19 protein-coding genes are annotated in these 14,394 nt (G+C 37.6%); 15 read left to right on the top strand and 4 right to left on the bottom strand.

Going from position 1 to position 14,394, the window contains the following annotated elements:
• The first annotated feature begins 25 nt into the window (after positions 1 to 25).
• From ACZ5C4_RS13300 to ACZ5C4_RS13260, 9 genes are all read left to right on the top strand, one after another.
• Positions 26 to 505: a Panacea domain-containing protein gene (locus ACZ5C4_RS13300; protein WP_464521425.1), complete on the top strand. Its 480-nt coding sequence runs from the start codon at positions 26 to 28 to the stop codon at positions 503 to 505.
• 233 nt (positions 506 to 738) lie between these two features.
• Positions 739 to 1,155 carry a hypothetical protein gene (locus ACZ5C4_RS13295; RefSeq protein ID WP_464521424.1) on the top strand — a complete coding sequence of 139 codons (417 nt, stop codon included), beginning with the start codon at positions 739 to 741 and terminating at the stop codon, positions 1,153 to 1,155.
• Between the two features lie 6 nt (positions 1,156 to 1,161).
• A complete protein-coding gene (locus ACZ5C4_RS13290; protein ID WP_464521423.1) occupies positions 1,162 to 3,402 on the top strand; it encodes a hypothetical protein in 2,241 nt (746 codons plus the stop codon).
• On the top strand, positions 3,393 to 3,983 hold the full coding sequence (locus tag ACZ5C4_RS13285) for a hypothetical protein (protein WP_464521422.1): 591 nt from the start codon (positions 3,393 to 3,395) through the stop codon (positions 3,981 to 3,983). Before ACZ5C4_RS13290 ends, ACZ5C4_RS13285 begins: the two co-directional genes overlap by 10 nt.
• On the top strand, positions 3,983 to 4,891 hold the full coding sequence (locus ACZ5C4_RS13280) for an Ig-like domain-containing protein (RefSeq protein WP_464521421.1): 909 nt from the start codon (positions 3,983 to 3,985) through the stop codon (positions 4,889 to 4,891). The genes ACZ5C4_RS13285 and ACZ5C4_RS13280 overlap by 1 nt, the downstream gene beginning before the upstream one ends.
• A gap of 11 nt (positions 4,892 to 4,902) precedes the next feature.
• Positions 4,903 to 5,058: a hypothetical protein gene (locus ACZ5C4_RS13275; protein WP_464521420.1), complete on the top strand. Its 156-nt coding sequence runs from the start codon at positions 4,903 to 4,905 to the stop codon at positions 5,056 to 5,058.
• Between the two features lie 13 nt (positions 5,059 to 5,071).
• Complete coding sequence (locus ACZ5C4_RS13270; protein ID WP_464521419.1) at positions 5,072 to 7,345, top strand: hypothetical protein; 2,274 nt, start codon at positions 5,072 to 5,074, stop codon at positions 7,343 to 7,345.
• 155 nt (positions 7,346 to 7,500) lie between these two features.
• Positions 7,501 to 7,740: a hypothetical protein gene (locus ACZ5C4_RS13265; protein ID WP_464521418.1), complete on the top strand. Its 240-nt coding sequence runs from the start codon at positions 7,501 to 7,503 to the stop codon at positions 7,738 to 7,740.
• Positions 7,741 to 7,755: 15 nt separating this feature from the next.
• The gene (locus tag ACZ5C4_RS13260) at positions 7,756 to 8,382 is read left to right on the top strand and encodes a hypothetical protein (RefSeq protein WP_464521417.1); all 627 of its coding nucleotides are present in this window, start codon (positions 7,756 to 7,758) and stop codon (positions 8,380 to 8,382) included.
• Here the strand turns inward: ACZ5C4_RS13260 and ACZ5C4_RS13255 are convergent, their stop codons facing one another.
• Positions 8,383 to 8,742, bottom strand: coding sequence for a hypothetical protein (locus ACZ5C4_RS13255; protein ID WP_464521416.1), 360 nt, complete (start codon positions 8,740 to 8,742; stop codon positions 8,383 to 8,385).
• A 62-nt stretch (positions 8,743 to 8,804) separates the two neighbouring features.
• Here ACZ5C4_RS13255 and ACZ5C4_RS13250 point away from each other — a divergent pair, with 62 nt between their 5' ends.
• On the top strand, positions 8,805 to 9,791 hold the full coding sequence (locus tag ACZ5C4_RS13250; protein WP_464521415.1) for a tyrosine-type recombinase/integrase: 987 nt from the start codon (positions 8,805 to 8,807) through the stop codon (positions 9,789 to 9,791).
• A gap of 180 nt (positions 9,792 to 9,971) precedes the next feature.
• A complete protein-coding gene (locus ACZ5C4_RS13245; RefSeq protein ID WP_464521010.1) occupies positions 9,972 to 10,235 on the top strand; it encodes a hypothetical protein in 264 nt (87 codons plus the stop codon).
• Here ACZ5C4_RS13245 and ACZ5C4_RS13240 read toward each other — a convergent pair whose 3' ends face one another.
• Positions 10,236 to 10,601 carry a hypothetical protein gene (locus tag ACZ5C4_RS13240; protein WP_464521414.1) on the bottom strand — a complete coding sequence of 122 codons (366 nt, stop codon included), beginning with the start codon at positions 10,599 to 10,601 and terminating at the stop codon, positions 10,236 to 10,238.
• A 69-nt stretch (positions 10,602 to 10,670) separates the two neighbouring features.
• On the opposite strand from ACZ5C4_RS13240, the gene ACZ5C4_RS13235 reads away from it, so the two are divergent.
• Positions 10,671 to 11,699, top strand: coding sequence for an N-acetylmuramoyl-L-alanine amidase (locus ACZ5C4_RS13235; protein WP_464521413.1), 1,029 nt, complete (start codon positions 10,671 to 10,673; stop codon positions 11,697 to 11,699).
• 17 nt (positions 11,700 to 11,716) lie between these two features.
• Complete coding sequence (locus ACZ5C4_RS13230; RefSeq protein WP_464521412.1) at positions 11,717 to 12,889, top strand: hypothetical protein; 1,173 nt, start codon at positions 11,717 to 11,719, stop codon at positions 12,887 to 12,889.
• A gap of 25 nt (positions 12,890 to 12,914) precedes the next feature.
• Here the strand turns inward: ACZ5C4_RS13230 and ACZ5C4_RS13225 are convergent, their stop codons facing one another.
• Positions 12,915 to 13,190, bottom strand: coding sequence for a helix-turn-helix domain-containing protein (locus ACZ5C4_RS13225; RefSeq protein WP_464521411.1), 276 nt, complete (start codon positions 13,188 to 13,190; stop codon positions 12,915 to 12,917).
• 278 nt (positions 13,191 to 13,468) lie between these two features.
• Here ACZ5C4_RS13225 and ACZ5C4_RS13220 point away from each other — a divergent pair, with 278 nt between their 5' ends.
• Positions 13,469 to 13,615 carry a hypothetical protein gene (locus ACZ5C4_RS13220; RefSeq protein WP_464521410.1) on the top strand — a complete coding sequence of 49 codons (147 nt, stop codon included), beginning with the start codon at positions 13,469 to 13,471 and terminating at the stop codon, positions 13,613 to 13,615.
• On the opposite strand, the gene ACZ5C4_RS13215 is transcribed toward ACZ5C4_RS13220, so the two are convergent.
• On the bottom strand, positions 13,612 to 13,989 hold the full coding sequence (locus ACZ5C4_RS13215; protein WP_464521409.1) for a transcriptional regulator: 378 nt from the start codon (positions 13,987 to 13,989) through the stop codon (positions 13,612 to 13,614). The two genes, ACZ5C4_RS13220 and ACZ5C4_RS13215, sit on opposite strands and share 4 nt — an antisense overlap.
• A gap of 162 nt (positions 13,990 to 14,151) precedes the next feature.
• Here ACZ5C4_RS13215 and ACZ5C4_RS13210 point away from each other — a divergent pair, with 162 nt between their 5' ends.
• Positions 14,152 to 14,376, top strand: coding sequence for a DUF739 family protein (locus ACZ5C4_RS13210; protein ID WP_464521408.1), 225 nt, complete (start codon positions 14,152 to 14,154; stop codon positions 14,374 to 14,376).
• Positions 14,377 to 14,394: the final 18 nt, after the last annotated feature.

Raw genomic sequence — 14,394 nt, 5'->3', positions numbered from 1 at the left:
AAATATGACATATGGGAGCAGGGAAATGACATATAAAGTAATGGATGTTGCAAGATATGCAATTAATTATTGCAATAAAAAGAAGTATGAAATTTCGAATCTGAAGCTTCAAAAACTTTTATATTTTATACAGGCGGATTATTTATCCGATAAAGAGGGATTCCCTTGTTTTCGTGAGGAAATTCAGGCGTGGAATTTTGGGCCGGTAGTACCGGAGGTCTACTATGAATTTAAGAGCTATGGAGGAGGATATATCCCATATATAGATACTTATTTGTATATTGATTATAAGAATATAGGATTTCATAGGAGGAAATTTGATGAAACAGTAATTTGTGAAGAAGATAGGAAGCATATTAACAATATAATAGATGGATTATCCCCATACTCAACAACTACATTATTAAAATTGACACTTAACCAGAGTCCGTGGATGAAAGCGTATTGCAGAGGAGAAGGAACTGTTATTAAACGAGAAGATATAAAAGAGTTTTTTGAGAGTTGATAGCAAATTAAATAAAGTATAGGAATGGCAGGGCACTTATCTACGGATAGGTGCTTTTTTAAAATAAAAAATCGATTATTTTTGATTTAAGATAAAGCATATTCTAAAAAATTGTAAAATATTGGACTATACAACTATTTGCCGTGAATTGTAAAAAGAAATTTTAATAAAACAGACGACAAGAGAACGCTATTTAAAAATATGCGTTCTTTTTTTAATAGGAGATGGTGCAGATGGCTTTTGGAAAAACAAGGGTTGTCGGAAGTGGGCTTTCGGCGTTTTTAAATGTAAATGGATATGATTTTCCGTGTCCACGTCGGGGATTTAGTTATACGATCACAACAACAGTAAATAGCGGACGCAATGCGAATAATGCCGTTGTTGGCCAAAGAGTAGGGCGTGACCAGTTTAAACTAGATAATATGGAATGGGTAGGGCTTGACGCGGCAGTTTGGCAGAGGATGCTAAAAGCGGTTGAGCCTTTTTATATTCCGGTTACGTTTGAGGATTATCGAACAGGATTGCCGGTCACTGTTACTATGTATCCTGGCGATAGAACGGCAACGCCATTGTGGGTAGACAAAAGCAGGCATATTGTTACGCAATATGAGAATTGCAAGTTTAATCTGATAGATGCTGGACTGGAGTGATGGATTATGCAGTTGGCAAGCAAAGAATACATAGAAGCCATGAAAAAGCCTAATCGCAATCGTGGATATATCAAAGTTACGATAGGGGTTGTAAATTCGGATGCGCAAAATAGCGCTGTATTGGACGAAGAAACAAAATTGACATATTATGCAGATGAAAAGAAAGCTTTTGATGGATATACGGTAAGTAAAGTGTATGCTACAGCGGAGCAAGATTTTTCGCATGTGGATGGAACGATGTATTTCTTGCCGGAACAAGATGAAGGATATACATTCTATAATAACGGAATTGTAACAGAGGAATTATTGGGCGTCGTTTATATTTCTTTTGGAGGCGTGACGGGACTTGATATTAAAGGACTGACCATTGATTTTGGCGAGTATTATCCTATTCAGTTCACAGTTGAGACAGATTTGGGGATAAAAAGCTATACAAATGATAAGCAGCTATTTGTTACTGAAGATGCTTTTGATGGTACATCGTTTATAATTATACGGCCAAGTATGATGGTAAATGGACAAGGGCGTTTAAGAATCCATCAAATGACTTTTGGGATTGCGAATACATTTACAAATGATAAAGTTATGAATTGTAGCATTAAAGACTATATATCTCCGATTACCGAAACAATACCAAGCAAAGATATAAGTGTTACAATAGAAAATCAAGACTTATATTATAGTCCAGACAATCCAGAGAGTGCGATTGCATATATGGAAATTGGACAGGAAATGAAGATGGCATTTGGATATGATGTAACTGGAAGTGGAGATATAGAGTGGCTGCCAGAAACTACAGGATATTTGAATACTTGGTCTGCAAATGATGTGGAGGCTAAATTTACGGCTACAGATAGATTTTATCAGTTGGATGACACTTATTATGGAGGCCAGTATAGACCAGACGGGATTACTTTATATGACCTTGCAATAGAGGTTTTGCAGAGCGCAGGAATAACAGATGAACGGCAGTATTACATAGACTCTTATTTAAAGAAGATTACAGTATACAATCCTATTCCAGATGTAAAATATTCTGAGGCATTGCAGATTATTGCAAATGCAGGACGATGTGTGTTGTATGAGGACAGGCAGAATCGAATACACATGAAATCTTCATTCGTGCCGGATATGTTAGTTTCAGTAAATAACAAAACAGAATACAGCAGCATTAAAAATTTGTTGAAAAGCAATAAAAAGGCTGCTTATGCGATTGCAAGTAATGACTTTTCTCTTGTGGATGGAAGTCTTTTCTTTTTGCCGCGAGAGGGTGAGGGAGAATATAAGGAAACAGGGTATATTAGTAATAGCATAGCGGATGAAGCTGGAAATTTTGTGGAAAATCCAGTAATAACAATAAGCCTCGAATCGGGCTTTGATGCTTTCGGGTTATTAATTAATTTTAGAAATGTTGCGCCACAAGAATTTGTAATAAGGACATATTATGCGGATGTTCTGGTTGAAACTGTCACAGTTGAAAAACCAGAATTGGTATATCTTTCTGATGAACAGTTTGAACAATTTAACAGGATGGAAATAGAGTTTACAAAGGGTTATCCAAATACAAGAATAACCGTTGATAATGTGCTAATTAATGATGTTACGGATTATAGGCTGACAAGAACAATGGATTTGCAGTCGAATCCTACAGGGACGAGACAGGAAAAAATAAAAACTATATCTGTGAAAAAGACAAATTATCGTGAATCAGAAGAAGGATTTAGAGAACTTCTTTCGGAGAAAATTACATTAACAGAAGATATGGAACATGTTGTGTATTTTGCAATTCCTTCTTATGGATTTAAAGCATCTATAAAAGATAATGATAGTATTTCGGTAGAGATTCTTGAATCAAGCAACTATTTTGTACGTTTGAAATTTTCGAAGGTCACAAAAGAAATAGAAATTGAATTAATGATTGAAGGGTATGAGTATGTTGCAGATGAAACATATTTAAAAGTAAATCACAATGTGAATGGACAAGAAATTGAATGGAGTAATCCTCTCGTTAGCACTGAACAACATGCAAAAGATTTAGAAGAATGGCTTGCAGCCTATTATCTTGGAGATGTTGAATACGATATAACATGGCGTGGAGATCCGCGCACAGACGCTAATGATTTGTTTTATCTTGAATTAAAAAATAGAGATGATGCATTAATACGAACTTATCAGAATGACATAAGTTTTAGTGGAGCATGGTCCGGTAATATGAAAGCAAGAAAGGTGGCTATGTCATGGCAGTAACGAAGGTAATCGCAAATTTGTCAGGAGACAGCACAGACTTAAATAATGAGGGGGAAAATACTTATTCTGGAAATCTGACGGCTCCAAGAGAGGCAGGGAACCACCAAGTAGATATAACAGCGCGTGATGATGCAGGAAATATTGCGATTGCAAATGATGATATTTATGTTTCAAAATGGAGCGCGCCCAGGATTAATTGGAAACAGACAGATAGGTTCAATTACATAGATTATAATCGAATTAAAAATAATCTGGAGTATTTACATGAAAAAGCAGTTGAACTGTATAAACATTTTGACGTTCAAGACATGGGAGACGATTACATATCTTATGAGCAATATTTTTATGCAGACCAGTTCAATTTGTTTGAACGAAATTTAGAAATTATTAACAGCAATGCATTTATACAAAACTTCGGCGAATCTCAAACTTTTTATTCAAACGGGGTATTTATCGACTATAACGAATTAAACCGTATTGAAAACGCTATATTATCAATAAAGACAATCCTTGACAATCAGGAAGCCGGATTAAGACGGCTTCCATTTAGATTAGGGATATTTAGAGAGGTGAGAATTTAATGGCAGTAAAAGCGGTACAAGCTACTATTAACGGGCAAACTTACAATCTTACATACAATAGTGAAACGAAATTATATGAGGCAACAATCACAGCGCCAAATAAAAGTTCCTATAACGTAAACAGCGGACATTACTATCCTATTACGATAAAAGCGACGGACGATGCAGGAAATACTGATATAGTAAATGATACCAATTCTACTTTGGGGGATAACTGTAAATTACAGGTAAAAGAAACGACGAAGCCTGTAATTACAATTTCCAGTCCTACGGAAGATGAAAGAACAACGAACAATAGGCCGACTGTTACATGGCAGGTGACAGATGATGATTCTGGCGTGAATCCAGAGTCAATAGGAATCATAATCAATAATGGCGGAAAAATCCAAGATGGAATCACCAAGACAGCTATCACAAAAGGATATAAATGTACATATGCAATTACCGCCGATTTGCCTGATGGAACAAATACAATTAAATGTGATGCGTCTGATTATGATGGAAACATAGGCGTACAAAGAAGCGTGTCCTTTATTGTTGATACTGTACCTCCAGAGCTTTCCGTTACTTCTCCGGTCAATAATCTTATTACAAATAATAAGTTAGTTACGGTTTCGGGAACAGCGAAAGACGTGACAAGTCCAGAGATAACGGTTTCAGTTAAATTGAATAATGGAGCAGAACAGGATGTTAGTGTAGGCAGTAACGGTGTGTTTAGCACAACATTAACGCTTTCGGAGGGGGCAAATACAATTCTTGTAAAAGCAATAGATGCAGCAGGGAAAAGTTCAACAGTAACCAGAACAGTGACGTTAGATACTAAAGCTCCTGTTATATCAGCAATTACAATTCCTGAAGTTGTTAATGTTGGACAAATATTCAAAATTTCAGTAGAAGTTACGGATTAGGCGGTGGTTCTATGAGTGTAGTGATAACACAAGTAAAGCTGTCAAAAAATTTAGTAAAGGTAGGCGAACAACTAAAAATAAGTGTAGCTGTTAAAGAAAGCGCGCAAGAGCCTAATATGTATCGTTTGCCTGTTCGGCTAGGAAAGGAAAAAGGCGGAATAAAATAAGCGAGGTGAGAAAGTGTTTATATTAAATTTTCAGGTGTCAGGACAAAGACTTACTAAATTAAACGAGGGATATTTGGTAGAGCGTTCTCTGAACTATGTAGGGTGCGAGTTCAAGTTTCAAGGAGAAGAATGGGAAGGCTGTGCAAAAACAGCCTTCTTCAAAAATTCCATGAAGGGGAAGGAACGTAAGCGGTTTTTAACAGACGATGGATTTTGCTATGTTCCGCCGGAAGTCTTGATAGGGAAAGCAAGCATTATTGTATCGGTTGTCGGAGAAAAAGAAAATTATAGGATTACGACAGGTACAGAGACATTTTCTTTAAACGACACACTGTATTCGGGCGAGCTTTCTTCCGACCCTACTCCGAGTCAGTATGAACAGATAATTGCAATTATGCAGGAAACAAAAGAGATAGCAGAATCTGTTCGTGAAGATGCGGATGCAGGAAAGTTTGACGGCGAAAAGGGAGATAAAGGCGATACAGGTGATACGGGAGAAAAGGGCGCAGATGGAAAAGACGGAAAGGATGGCGCAGACGGAAAGAACGCTACTATAGCGATTGGCAATGTTACAACAGGGGAACCAAACACTCCCGCCGTGGTTACAAACAGCGGCACAGAGCAAGACGCGATTTTTAACTTTGTGATTCCACAAGGCATGCAGGGCGAACGTGGAGAACAAGGAGAAACAGGAAAAGCGGCGACAATTCGCGTTGGAACGGTAACAACAGGTGCGGCAGGTAGTGAAGTGAGTGTAACCAATAGTGGGACGGAAAATGCTGCCGTCTTAGATTTTGCAATTCCGAAAGGAGAGAAAGGCGACACAGGAGAGAATGGAAAGAACGGTGCAGACGCAACAGATGAACAGGTACAAATAGCTGTGAATCAGTATATGTCTGATAATCCTATCCCAGTAACGCCTGTAGACGTGACGCTTACCAAAGAAGGAGAGGCCGCAGACGCAAAAGCAACTGGTAAAAAACTTCAGGAACTATACGAAGTAAAAGCAAACGTGATTGTGGAAACTGCCAAGGGAGAAAACATATTATTGCAAGATAGTGCAGCGGCAAAGTTTAAAAATTTGAGACTGTTTGGGAAATCCGAACAACAGACCACTACAGGTGCACAATTATTAGAAATTCAAGACGGAGATTTTGATGGTAGTGATTTACAGATTAATGCCAAAAGCGGAGTAATTACTATAAATGGAACGCCGATAGATAATGCATATAATCAAATAATCGCAACATATATTGCAGAAAAATCTGGAATGTGTTATTTATCAGCACAAAAAAGTGGCATGGATTCACATATTAGATTGATATATTCAATTAATGACGGTACCCTTGTAAATTCCGAAGATATTCCGTCTTTTGCATTGATTGAAGGTGACAAACTTGATGTAAGATTACGGATTGATGAAATCAAAGAATACAGTGATTTTATAATAATTCCCATGTTAAATGCTGGTTCCAGTGCTCTTCCTTGGGAGCCATACACAGGCGGTAAACCTTCCCCTAGTCCAGAACAACCGTCGGAGATTAAAAATGTAGGTGAATCTGGGACTGTTAGTATTGTTATTTCAGATAGTAATGAGGAACAAAGTGATGTATTCTCTGTTCAGATTTCAGGTGGCCTGTATGGTATTCCTGTTCTGCGAGGAGGAAATTACACAGATGGAAATAGACAACAGTGGGTATGCAATTTCATTGATTTTACAAGACGTAAATATGTACAATATGTTAAGTCTTTTGTTATAAATGCGGATAGTGTTATAAATAGTATGAACCCTTATGTAACAAACAGAAGCCATCAACATTATAGATATAACACTGAGTACAATTTTATACAAACCAGTTATATTCTATCGAACAGATTTATTTGTTATGCGAACGAAGGTGAATCTTCATGGAATGATAACAAGGACAGTATTGGCATTGTAGAAAAAGAAGGCATAGATTTTAATATTCAAAATAATATTTTAGGCGCGACAGAAGAAACGCAACACGAAGAATCTGTACAGTTGTTAAAAGAATGGCTGAAAGACAAGGAAATTATTGTATATGCACAGTTAGAAACGCCGATTGAAATTGATTTAACAGAAGAACAACTTCCGTCGTTTGCAGAGATGAAAACCTACTACCCGACAACTAGGATTCAAAATGACAGTAATGCGGGCATGGAAGTGGAATATGTAGCTGATACAAAGAACTATATAGACAAGAAATTTGTGGAGTTGGAAGAGAAACTTACAAACACTAATACAGAATTACTGAAAAGGAGTTAAAACATGTATGAGATTATCAAAAACGTAATCACGTCAGGCAGATATGAACTGTCTGATATGCTAAAAAGATCGATACCATATGGCTGCAAGGGGATATTACAGACGAACAAAAAACAGAGTTGATTGACCTTGCTAGAGAAAAAGCGAACGCGCAAATGAGCATAGATGTATTAAATAAACTGAAAGAACTGGATAAACGTGTTGCGAAACTGGAAACTGGAGGAATGGAACCGGAAGAGCCAGGGGAATATTTGGAGTATGTATCGGGGAAATGGTACTACAAAGACAATAAAGTAACCTTTGAAGGCGAAAAGTACATTTGCACTGCTCCGGAAGGTCAGGTGTGTACGTGGAGTCCAATAGAATATCCGGTGTATTGGCAAAAAGTAGAATAATAAGGAGGGAAAACAATGGCAAAACAAACATTACCAGTAAATTTTGAAGACGATATTCTCGACCCGTCGATGGACGGCAAGAGAAGATATAGATTAATTGAAAATGCGGACGGTACATATTCTTTAGAAGATGTGACAGATTACACGCAAGTAGGAAGTAATTTTGGCGCAGCACAGATAAATGCGACTAATACAGGAGTGAATAACTCCGCTGATATAGCTGATATTATCGATGATTTAGATGATATAGCAGCAAATGTTACACCAGGAAAGATGGCGGGGGCGTTGGCAGTTAAGCAGTTAAATGATAATTCTATTGTGGAATCTGGTGAAAATGATAATGGGTATTATCGAAAGTGGGCTAATGGTACACTTGAAATGTGGGGACGCAAGCGGGCGGAAGTCTGGATACAAAATGGAAATAGCGCACCGTATTATAGTAATGTTATTGATATTACACTACCAGTTGAATCTATAACATCAGTCGTATCCAATGTGTACGTAGAAAGCTCTGGAATTATATGGGCTACAGGTGCAGCATATAGCAATAAATCATCAGTAGGCTTCCGAATGGCCGCTAACGCATCTGTTAGCGATCTTGGTGTAGTCTATAACTGGCACGTTATTGGAACATGGAAATAATTACTTCCATGTTCCAATCGCGCTCCAGTTTACATTTGCCGTAGGATTTGCACCTGTCGGCTGCATTATAACCACATCAAAACCTGTTTTGTTTGTGTTGGATGTCGAGATTTTTAACCATTGTATTCCATTTGAATAAACGGTAGCTACAATACGTGCAGATGTTTTTGATTCAATAGGAAATGGTATTGTTCTATTAGCAGAGTAATAAATATTGCCTTGTACGTTTCCAGAAGGAATAGAAAATGTGCCGCGATAGCCTCCCCACATCTCAAGCGTGCCGTTACTCCATTTTCGATAGTGGCCGTTGTCATTTTCGCCTTCTTCGACAATGTAATTATCATTTAACTGACAAAGCAACAGAGCTTTGCAATATAAAATTCTATGTTCTGCTACACTGAAAGTAAAAAGGAGTGTGGCAGATGGAACACAAAATTTTGGAAGTGCTGCGGCGCATGCAGACGGTGTTACGGGATGAACAGTTACGGGAGCTAAAAACAGCGCTGAATATTGTCTTTGCGGGCTGCAAATTGGTGGAAGAGACAGGGATGCGGGTCGTAGACAGGTCATGGAAGACGGACATGGACGATTTTCTGATGTCAAAAGCGCTGGGAGGATTGACGTCGGACACGGTAGAACGATATAGGTACGAATTAACACGGCTGCTGTCATATATCAATAAAGCAGTGGCAGAGGTGACAGCGGGGGACATTAGCGAATATATGAGGGCATATAAACGCTTGCGGCAGGTGAAAAATCAGACATTGAAAAACGTTCGGGCAGTATACAGCAGCTTCTTTTCGTGGCTGAGAGACAGGGACAGAATAAGAAAAAACCCTGTGATAATGGTGGAGGAAATCAAAGTAGAGAAAAAAATTAAAAAGGTGTATACGGATGAAGAACGGGAAATGTTATTACGTGCCTGCAAAACGCTGCGAGATAAGGCGATAATAGAATTTCTATATAGTACAGCCGTGCGTGTGAGCGAATTGACAAAACTAAATAGAGAAGATATAAAGTTTTCTACAAAAGATCTAATAGTTTTTGGAAAAGGAAAGAAGGAAAGGAGAGTATATCTGAATGACAGGGCGAATTTATACTTGCGGGAATACCTGCAGAGCAGAACCGATGATAATCCGGCATTATTTGTTTCCGTGAAAAAACCATATAGTAGATTGCAAAAAGACGGTGTTGAAAGGATGATAACCAGGACAGCAAAACGCATAGAAATAAAGGCATATCCACATAAATTCCGGAGAACAGCCCTCACTAACGGATTAAATAGGGGTATGCCGTTGCAAGAAGCGGCCGAAATCGCCGGACACGCAAGCACAAACACAACGATGATGTATTGGACGAAAGACGAAGATTCAATAAGACATCATCACAAAATATATCTTAGCGCATAACAATGTAAAAAATATAAAGATTTTTACATCCGGCACAGTCGGGTGTTTTTGTTATGCAATGATTTATGTAACTATTAAAATTTTCAAGAGAGGTTTTGTTAGTTAAATGATAATTCTATTGTGGAATCTGGTGAAAATGATAATGGGTATTATCGAAAGTGGGCTAATGGTACACTTGAAATGTGGGGACGCAAGCGGGCGGAAGTCTGGATACAAAATGGAAATAGCGCACCGTATTATAGTAATGTTATTGATATTACACTACCAGTTGAATCTATAACATCAGTCGTATCCAATGTGTACGTAGAAAGCTCTGGAATTATATGGGCTACAGGTGCAGCATATAGCAATAAATCATCAGTAGGCTTCCGAATGGCCGCTAACGCATCTGTTAGCGATCTTGGTGTAGTCTATAACTGGCACGTTATTGGAACATGGAAATAATTACTTCCATGTTCCAATCGCGCTCCAGTTTACATTTGCCGTAGGATTTGCACCTGTCGGCTGCATTATAACCACATCAAAACCTGTTTTGTTTGTGTTGGATGTCGAGATTTTTAACCATTGTATTCCATTTGAATAAACGGTAGCTACAATACGTGCAGATGTTTTTGATTCAATAGGAAATGGTATTGTTCTATTAGCAGAGTAATAAATATTGCCTTGTACGTTTCCAGAAGGAATAGAAAATGTGCCGCGATAGCCTCCCCACATCTCAAGCGTGCCGTTACTCCATTTTCGATAGTGGCCGTTGTCATTTTCGCCTTCTTCGACAATGTAATTATCATTTAACTGACAAAATATTTTCAACAGTAACTTATAAACCAGAGCTTAAAGCTCTTTTTTCATGCGCAAAGTTGCTCAGAAAGGAGAAAATATATGAAAATAGGATTAAGAGGTGGGCATAGCCCAAACTGCAAAGGAGCCATGGGAATTTTGGATGAACAGGCCGAAGTAAGGAAAATTTATAATGCGTTAGTACCGAAGTTACAGTCGCAGGGTCATACAGTAATAGATTGTAATTCTAATGCGTATGATGTAAACAGTGAGCTTTCGGAAGGAACAAATAAAGCGAATTCAAATGGTTGTGATGTATATATTACTATTCATATGAATGCTTCCGGAGGTGCGGGAAACGGGACAGAAGTGTGGCTGTATGACGGAAGCAATGGGACAATGAATAGCATCGCAGATAATATCTGCAATAATTTTGCAAAAAAAGGATTTCAAAACCGAGGGAGAAAATATAATACAGGTTACCATGACTTAAATGCTTCCGCTATGCCAGCAATGATTGTGGAAACGTTATTTTGCGATAACAGCCATGATGTCGATTTATATAACAGTTTGGGGCCATCTGGCATTGCGGAACTGATTGCAAAGGGAATTGCAGGACAGACTGTATCTGGAGGAGGTTCATATACCCCGCCGGCACAATCTGGAGGAGAAAGCTCTTCTAGTAGTTCTGGAGATGCAGGAGTTGTATTTACCTATGCTGTAAAGTTGACAGATGGAACAATTTTGCCATTTGTGAGCAACCTGTCTGATTATGCAGGGCTTCCAGGACGGACAATCGCTGGAATTGCAATTAAAGTAAACAAGGGGTCTGTGAAATATCGGGTACATGTTAAAGGCGGCGGATGGTATCCATATGTAACTGGATGTAATTGGAACGATATTAATAATGGATGGGCTGGTGACAATGGTATTGTGATTGATGCAGTAGAAGTATATTATAATACACCAGCTGACATTATAAATACATACGGCTATCAAAAAGCACAGTACAGAGTTGCTCCGATCGGTGGTGGTTATTATCCGTGGCAGTTCGACAATGAAGTCGGAAATGGACAGGATGGGTATGCTGGAGCGTTTGGAGTTGCGTTTGATAAATTCCAATTATTTTAACAGTCTTGGAGGGAATTATGGCATATTTAAAATTTTTGAAAAGTGAAAAAGTATATAAAGCAAAAGTTATTCCGAATGGAAATATTGTAACCTTAAAATTTGATTCAGAAAAAGAAGTATCTACGGCAGGATTCAATTTATTCCTTGATGAGGCTTGTGAGGTAGACATCGGAGCAAATTTCTATCACGATTTTACGACCATTTATCGAAATGACGATGTGATAGAAGAATACAACGGTTATCAGTTGTCAAACGACGGAAGTGTATATGTCGCGCCAGAGCCGACACCAGAACCACCAGAGCAGACATTAGAAGAAATAAAAGAAGAGAAGAAATCAGAGATAAAAAGCATGTCTGAAAGCGATATTGTAACTGGGAAAAAGTTTTCCGACCATCAGTTTAGCTACACGTCCTCGGACAAAATGAATATTCGAAATGCTTATGAAGATACGCTTAATTCCGGCAATGTAGCATTATTAAAAGATTCCGATGGCGTAAGCGTAGAATTAAATCAAGCACAGGTGGCGTCCTTGTACCGCGAGCAAGAAAAAAATAGGATAGAAAAAGAAAGTTATGCGGAACAAATGATTAAAATGGTCGATAATTCGACTACAAAAGACGTTGTAGATAGGATAGTTTATGGAAACGAGTTAAAAGGTGATTATCTTGTAAGTTATAATGAGCAGGTTAAAAAAGGAATTGAATTACTGAGTAACAGCATAAGTGCGATGGGTGCAATTAAAATGCAGGCTCAAATCAATGCGGTTAGCAATACTGATGAACAGGCTTTGGCCACTAAAGGGTTATATAAATATTGGGACAATGACGCGGAAGGCTATCATTACAGCATGTCTAATCCAGATGATTTGCGGCGGAATTACGGTGATGGACTTTGGGCTTTGCAGAAAGAACATGATAAACAGTCAAATTGGTATCCAGGAGCAGACCCGACATTATGGAGACAGATTATTGAAGGACATAATGGTACATACGAAGACCCAATTCCGGTGCCTGATAGCGTATCAACCAGTGGATTTGAATATGAATACGGAAAATATTACAGCGAGAACGGCTCTGTTTATCTTTGTCAGCGTCAAGGCGTAGAAGACCCAGAGAGCATGTACGGTCAGAAGGAAACGCTGTATTTTCCACCTTCATCCTTAATTGGGATATATTTTGTTGTAGTTTGATTATAGGGGCGTGTAAAATTCGCCCCTAGTTTTTCCCCGTATCATACACATAATCCACATAGTCATATACAGATTGTTTGTGTTTTTCATTTATTTTATCTATTTTTTCTATACATCTGTCTGTTTTATCGTCAGTAATAAAAATATGAAAATGAAGAACTTCGCAAATTTTAGTGACTGTGGACAGTTTAACGTCCTTGCGTTCCCCGTATAAGATAGATTGTAAATTGCGATAGGACATATTGCACTGAATTGCCATTTCTGTCATATCTAAATGTTTACGGTCCATCTCTTTTAACATGTGTTCTCTTAATTCTGTTAAAATTTTTTGTGTCATTAAAAACCAATCTACGCACTGGAACTCATAAAATTATAATTATTATGTATTGAAGTGCATATGCCCCCTTCCCCATTATGATAAGATTAAACTGTCCTTAAAACAGGACAACTTCAAGTTCTGGTAAGGGAAGAAAAGGTATTTTGCTTTTCTTCCCTCATGTAGAATTTTACTATATTTTGTGGGGTGAAGAAGTAAAATCTTGTCGAATATCGATAAATATTTTGTGCGTGGAGGGAATTATGGAGAAGAATGTTGAATCAAGTCCGTTAAGGCCGAAAGAGTATTATAGAGAAAGGATCATTGAATTATTGAAAAAAGTAAAAGACGAAGGAACTTTGAGATATTTATATACATTTCTAACATTATTTTTGGAGAAGTGGGGTTAATTCCCACTTCTCTGTGTTGAAAGCATAGAATCAATCATATCTAATACAACTTTTTTATCGCGCTCGTTCAATAACGAATATCTATAGTAAAAATCAAAATCTTTTATCGCCTGTTCTGGTGAATCTTTTCGTTCCATAGGAACATCAAATCCCATTAACCACGCTTCTGTAACATTTAAAGCCATTCCTAAAACTACCAATTTATCTTGGCTTGGCTCTACTTTTCCCGAAACATATTGGCTTATGTCAGATTTATTCATTTTTACATCATACTTAGCGCAATAAGGAAGAGATAAATTTAAAATATCTACTTGCTTAAGATTACGCTTTTCCATTATAAATTTAAGTCTTTCTGATGTGGTTGCCCTTTTCAATATGACCGCCTCCTTTCAACAAGAATATAGCACGCTTTGAACAAAAGTTCAATATAAAAAACAAATAAAGTTAAAAAAAATGAACTTATATATTGACATTAAAAGAGAAGGGTGTTATTGTAAGTATAGTTCAAATATTTGAACTAGAAAGGAGGAAGGAAAATGGCTTTTGATTATAACAAATTAAGAGGACGTATTGTAGAAAAGTATGGAAGTCAAATTGAGTTCGCTAAAGCAATGGAATGGTCTGAACGTACATTATCGAAAAAAATAAATGGAAAAATTCCGTGGAAACAGCCTGATATACTCAAAGCTATAGGCTTGCTTGATTTGTCGGAAGATGATATTCAGGAATATTTTTTTACAATAAAAGTTCAAAATATTTAACTTTAAAATAGGAGAGAG

Source organism: Mediterraneibacter flintii (assembly GCF_055387595.1).
The sequence above is the reverse complement of the archived record's forward strand: the minus strand, read 5'-3'. Positions and strand labels throughout refer to the sequence as shown.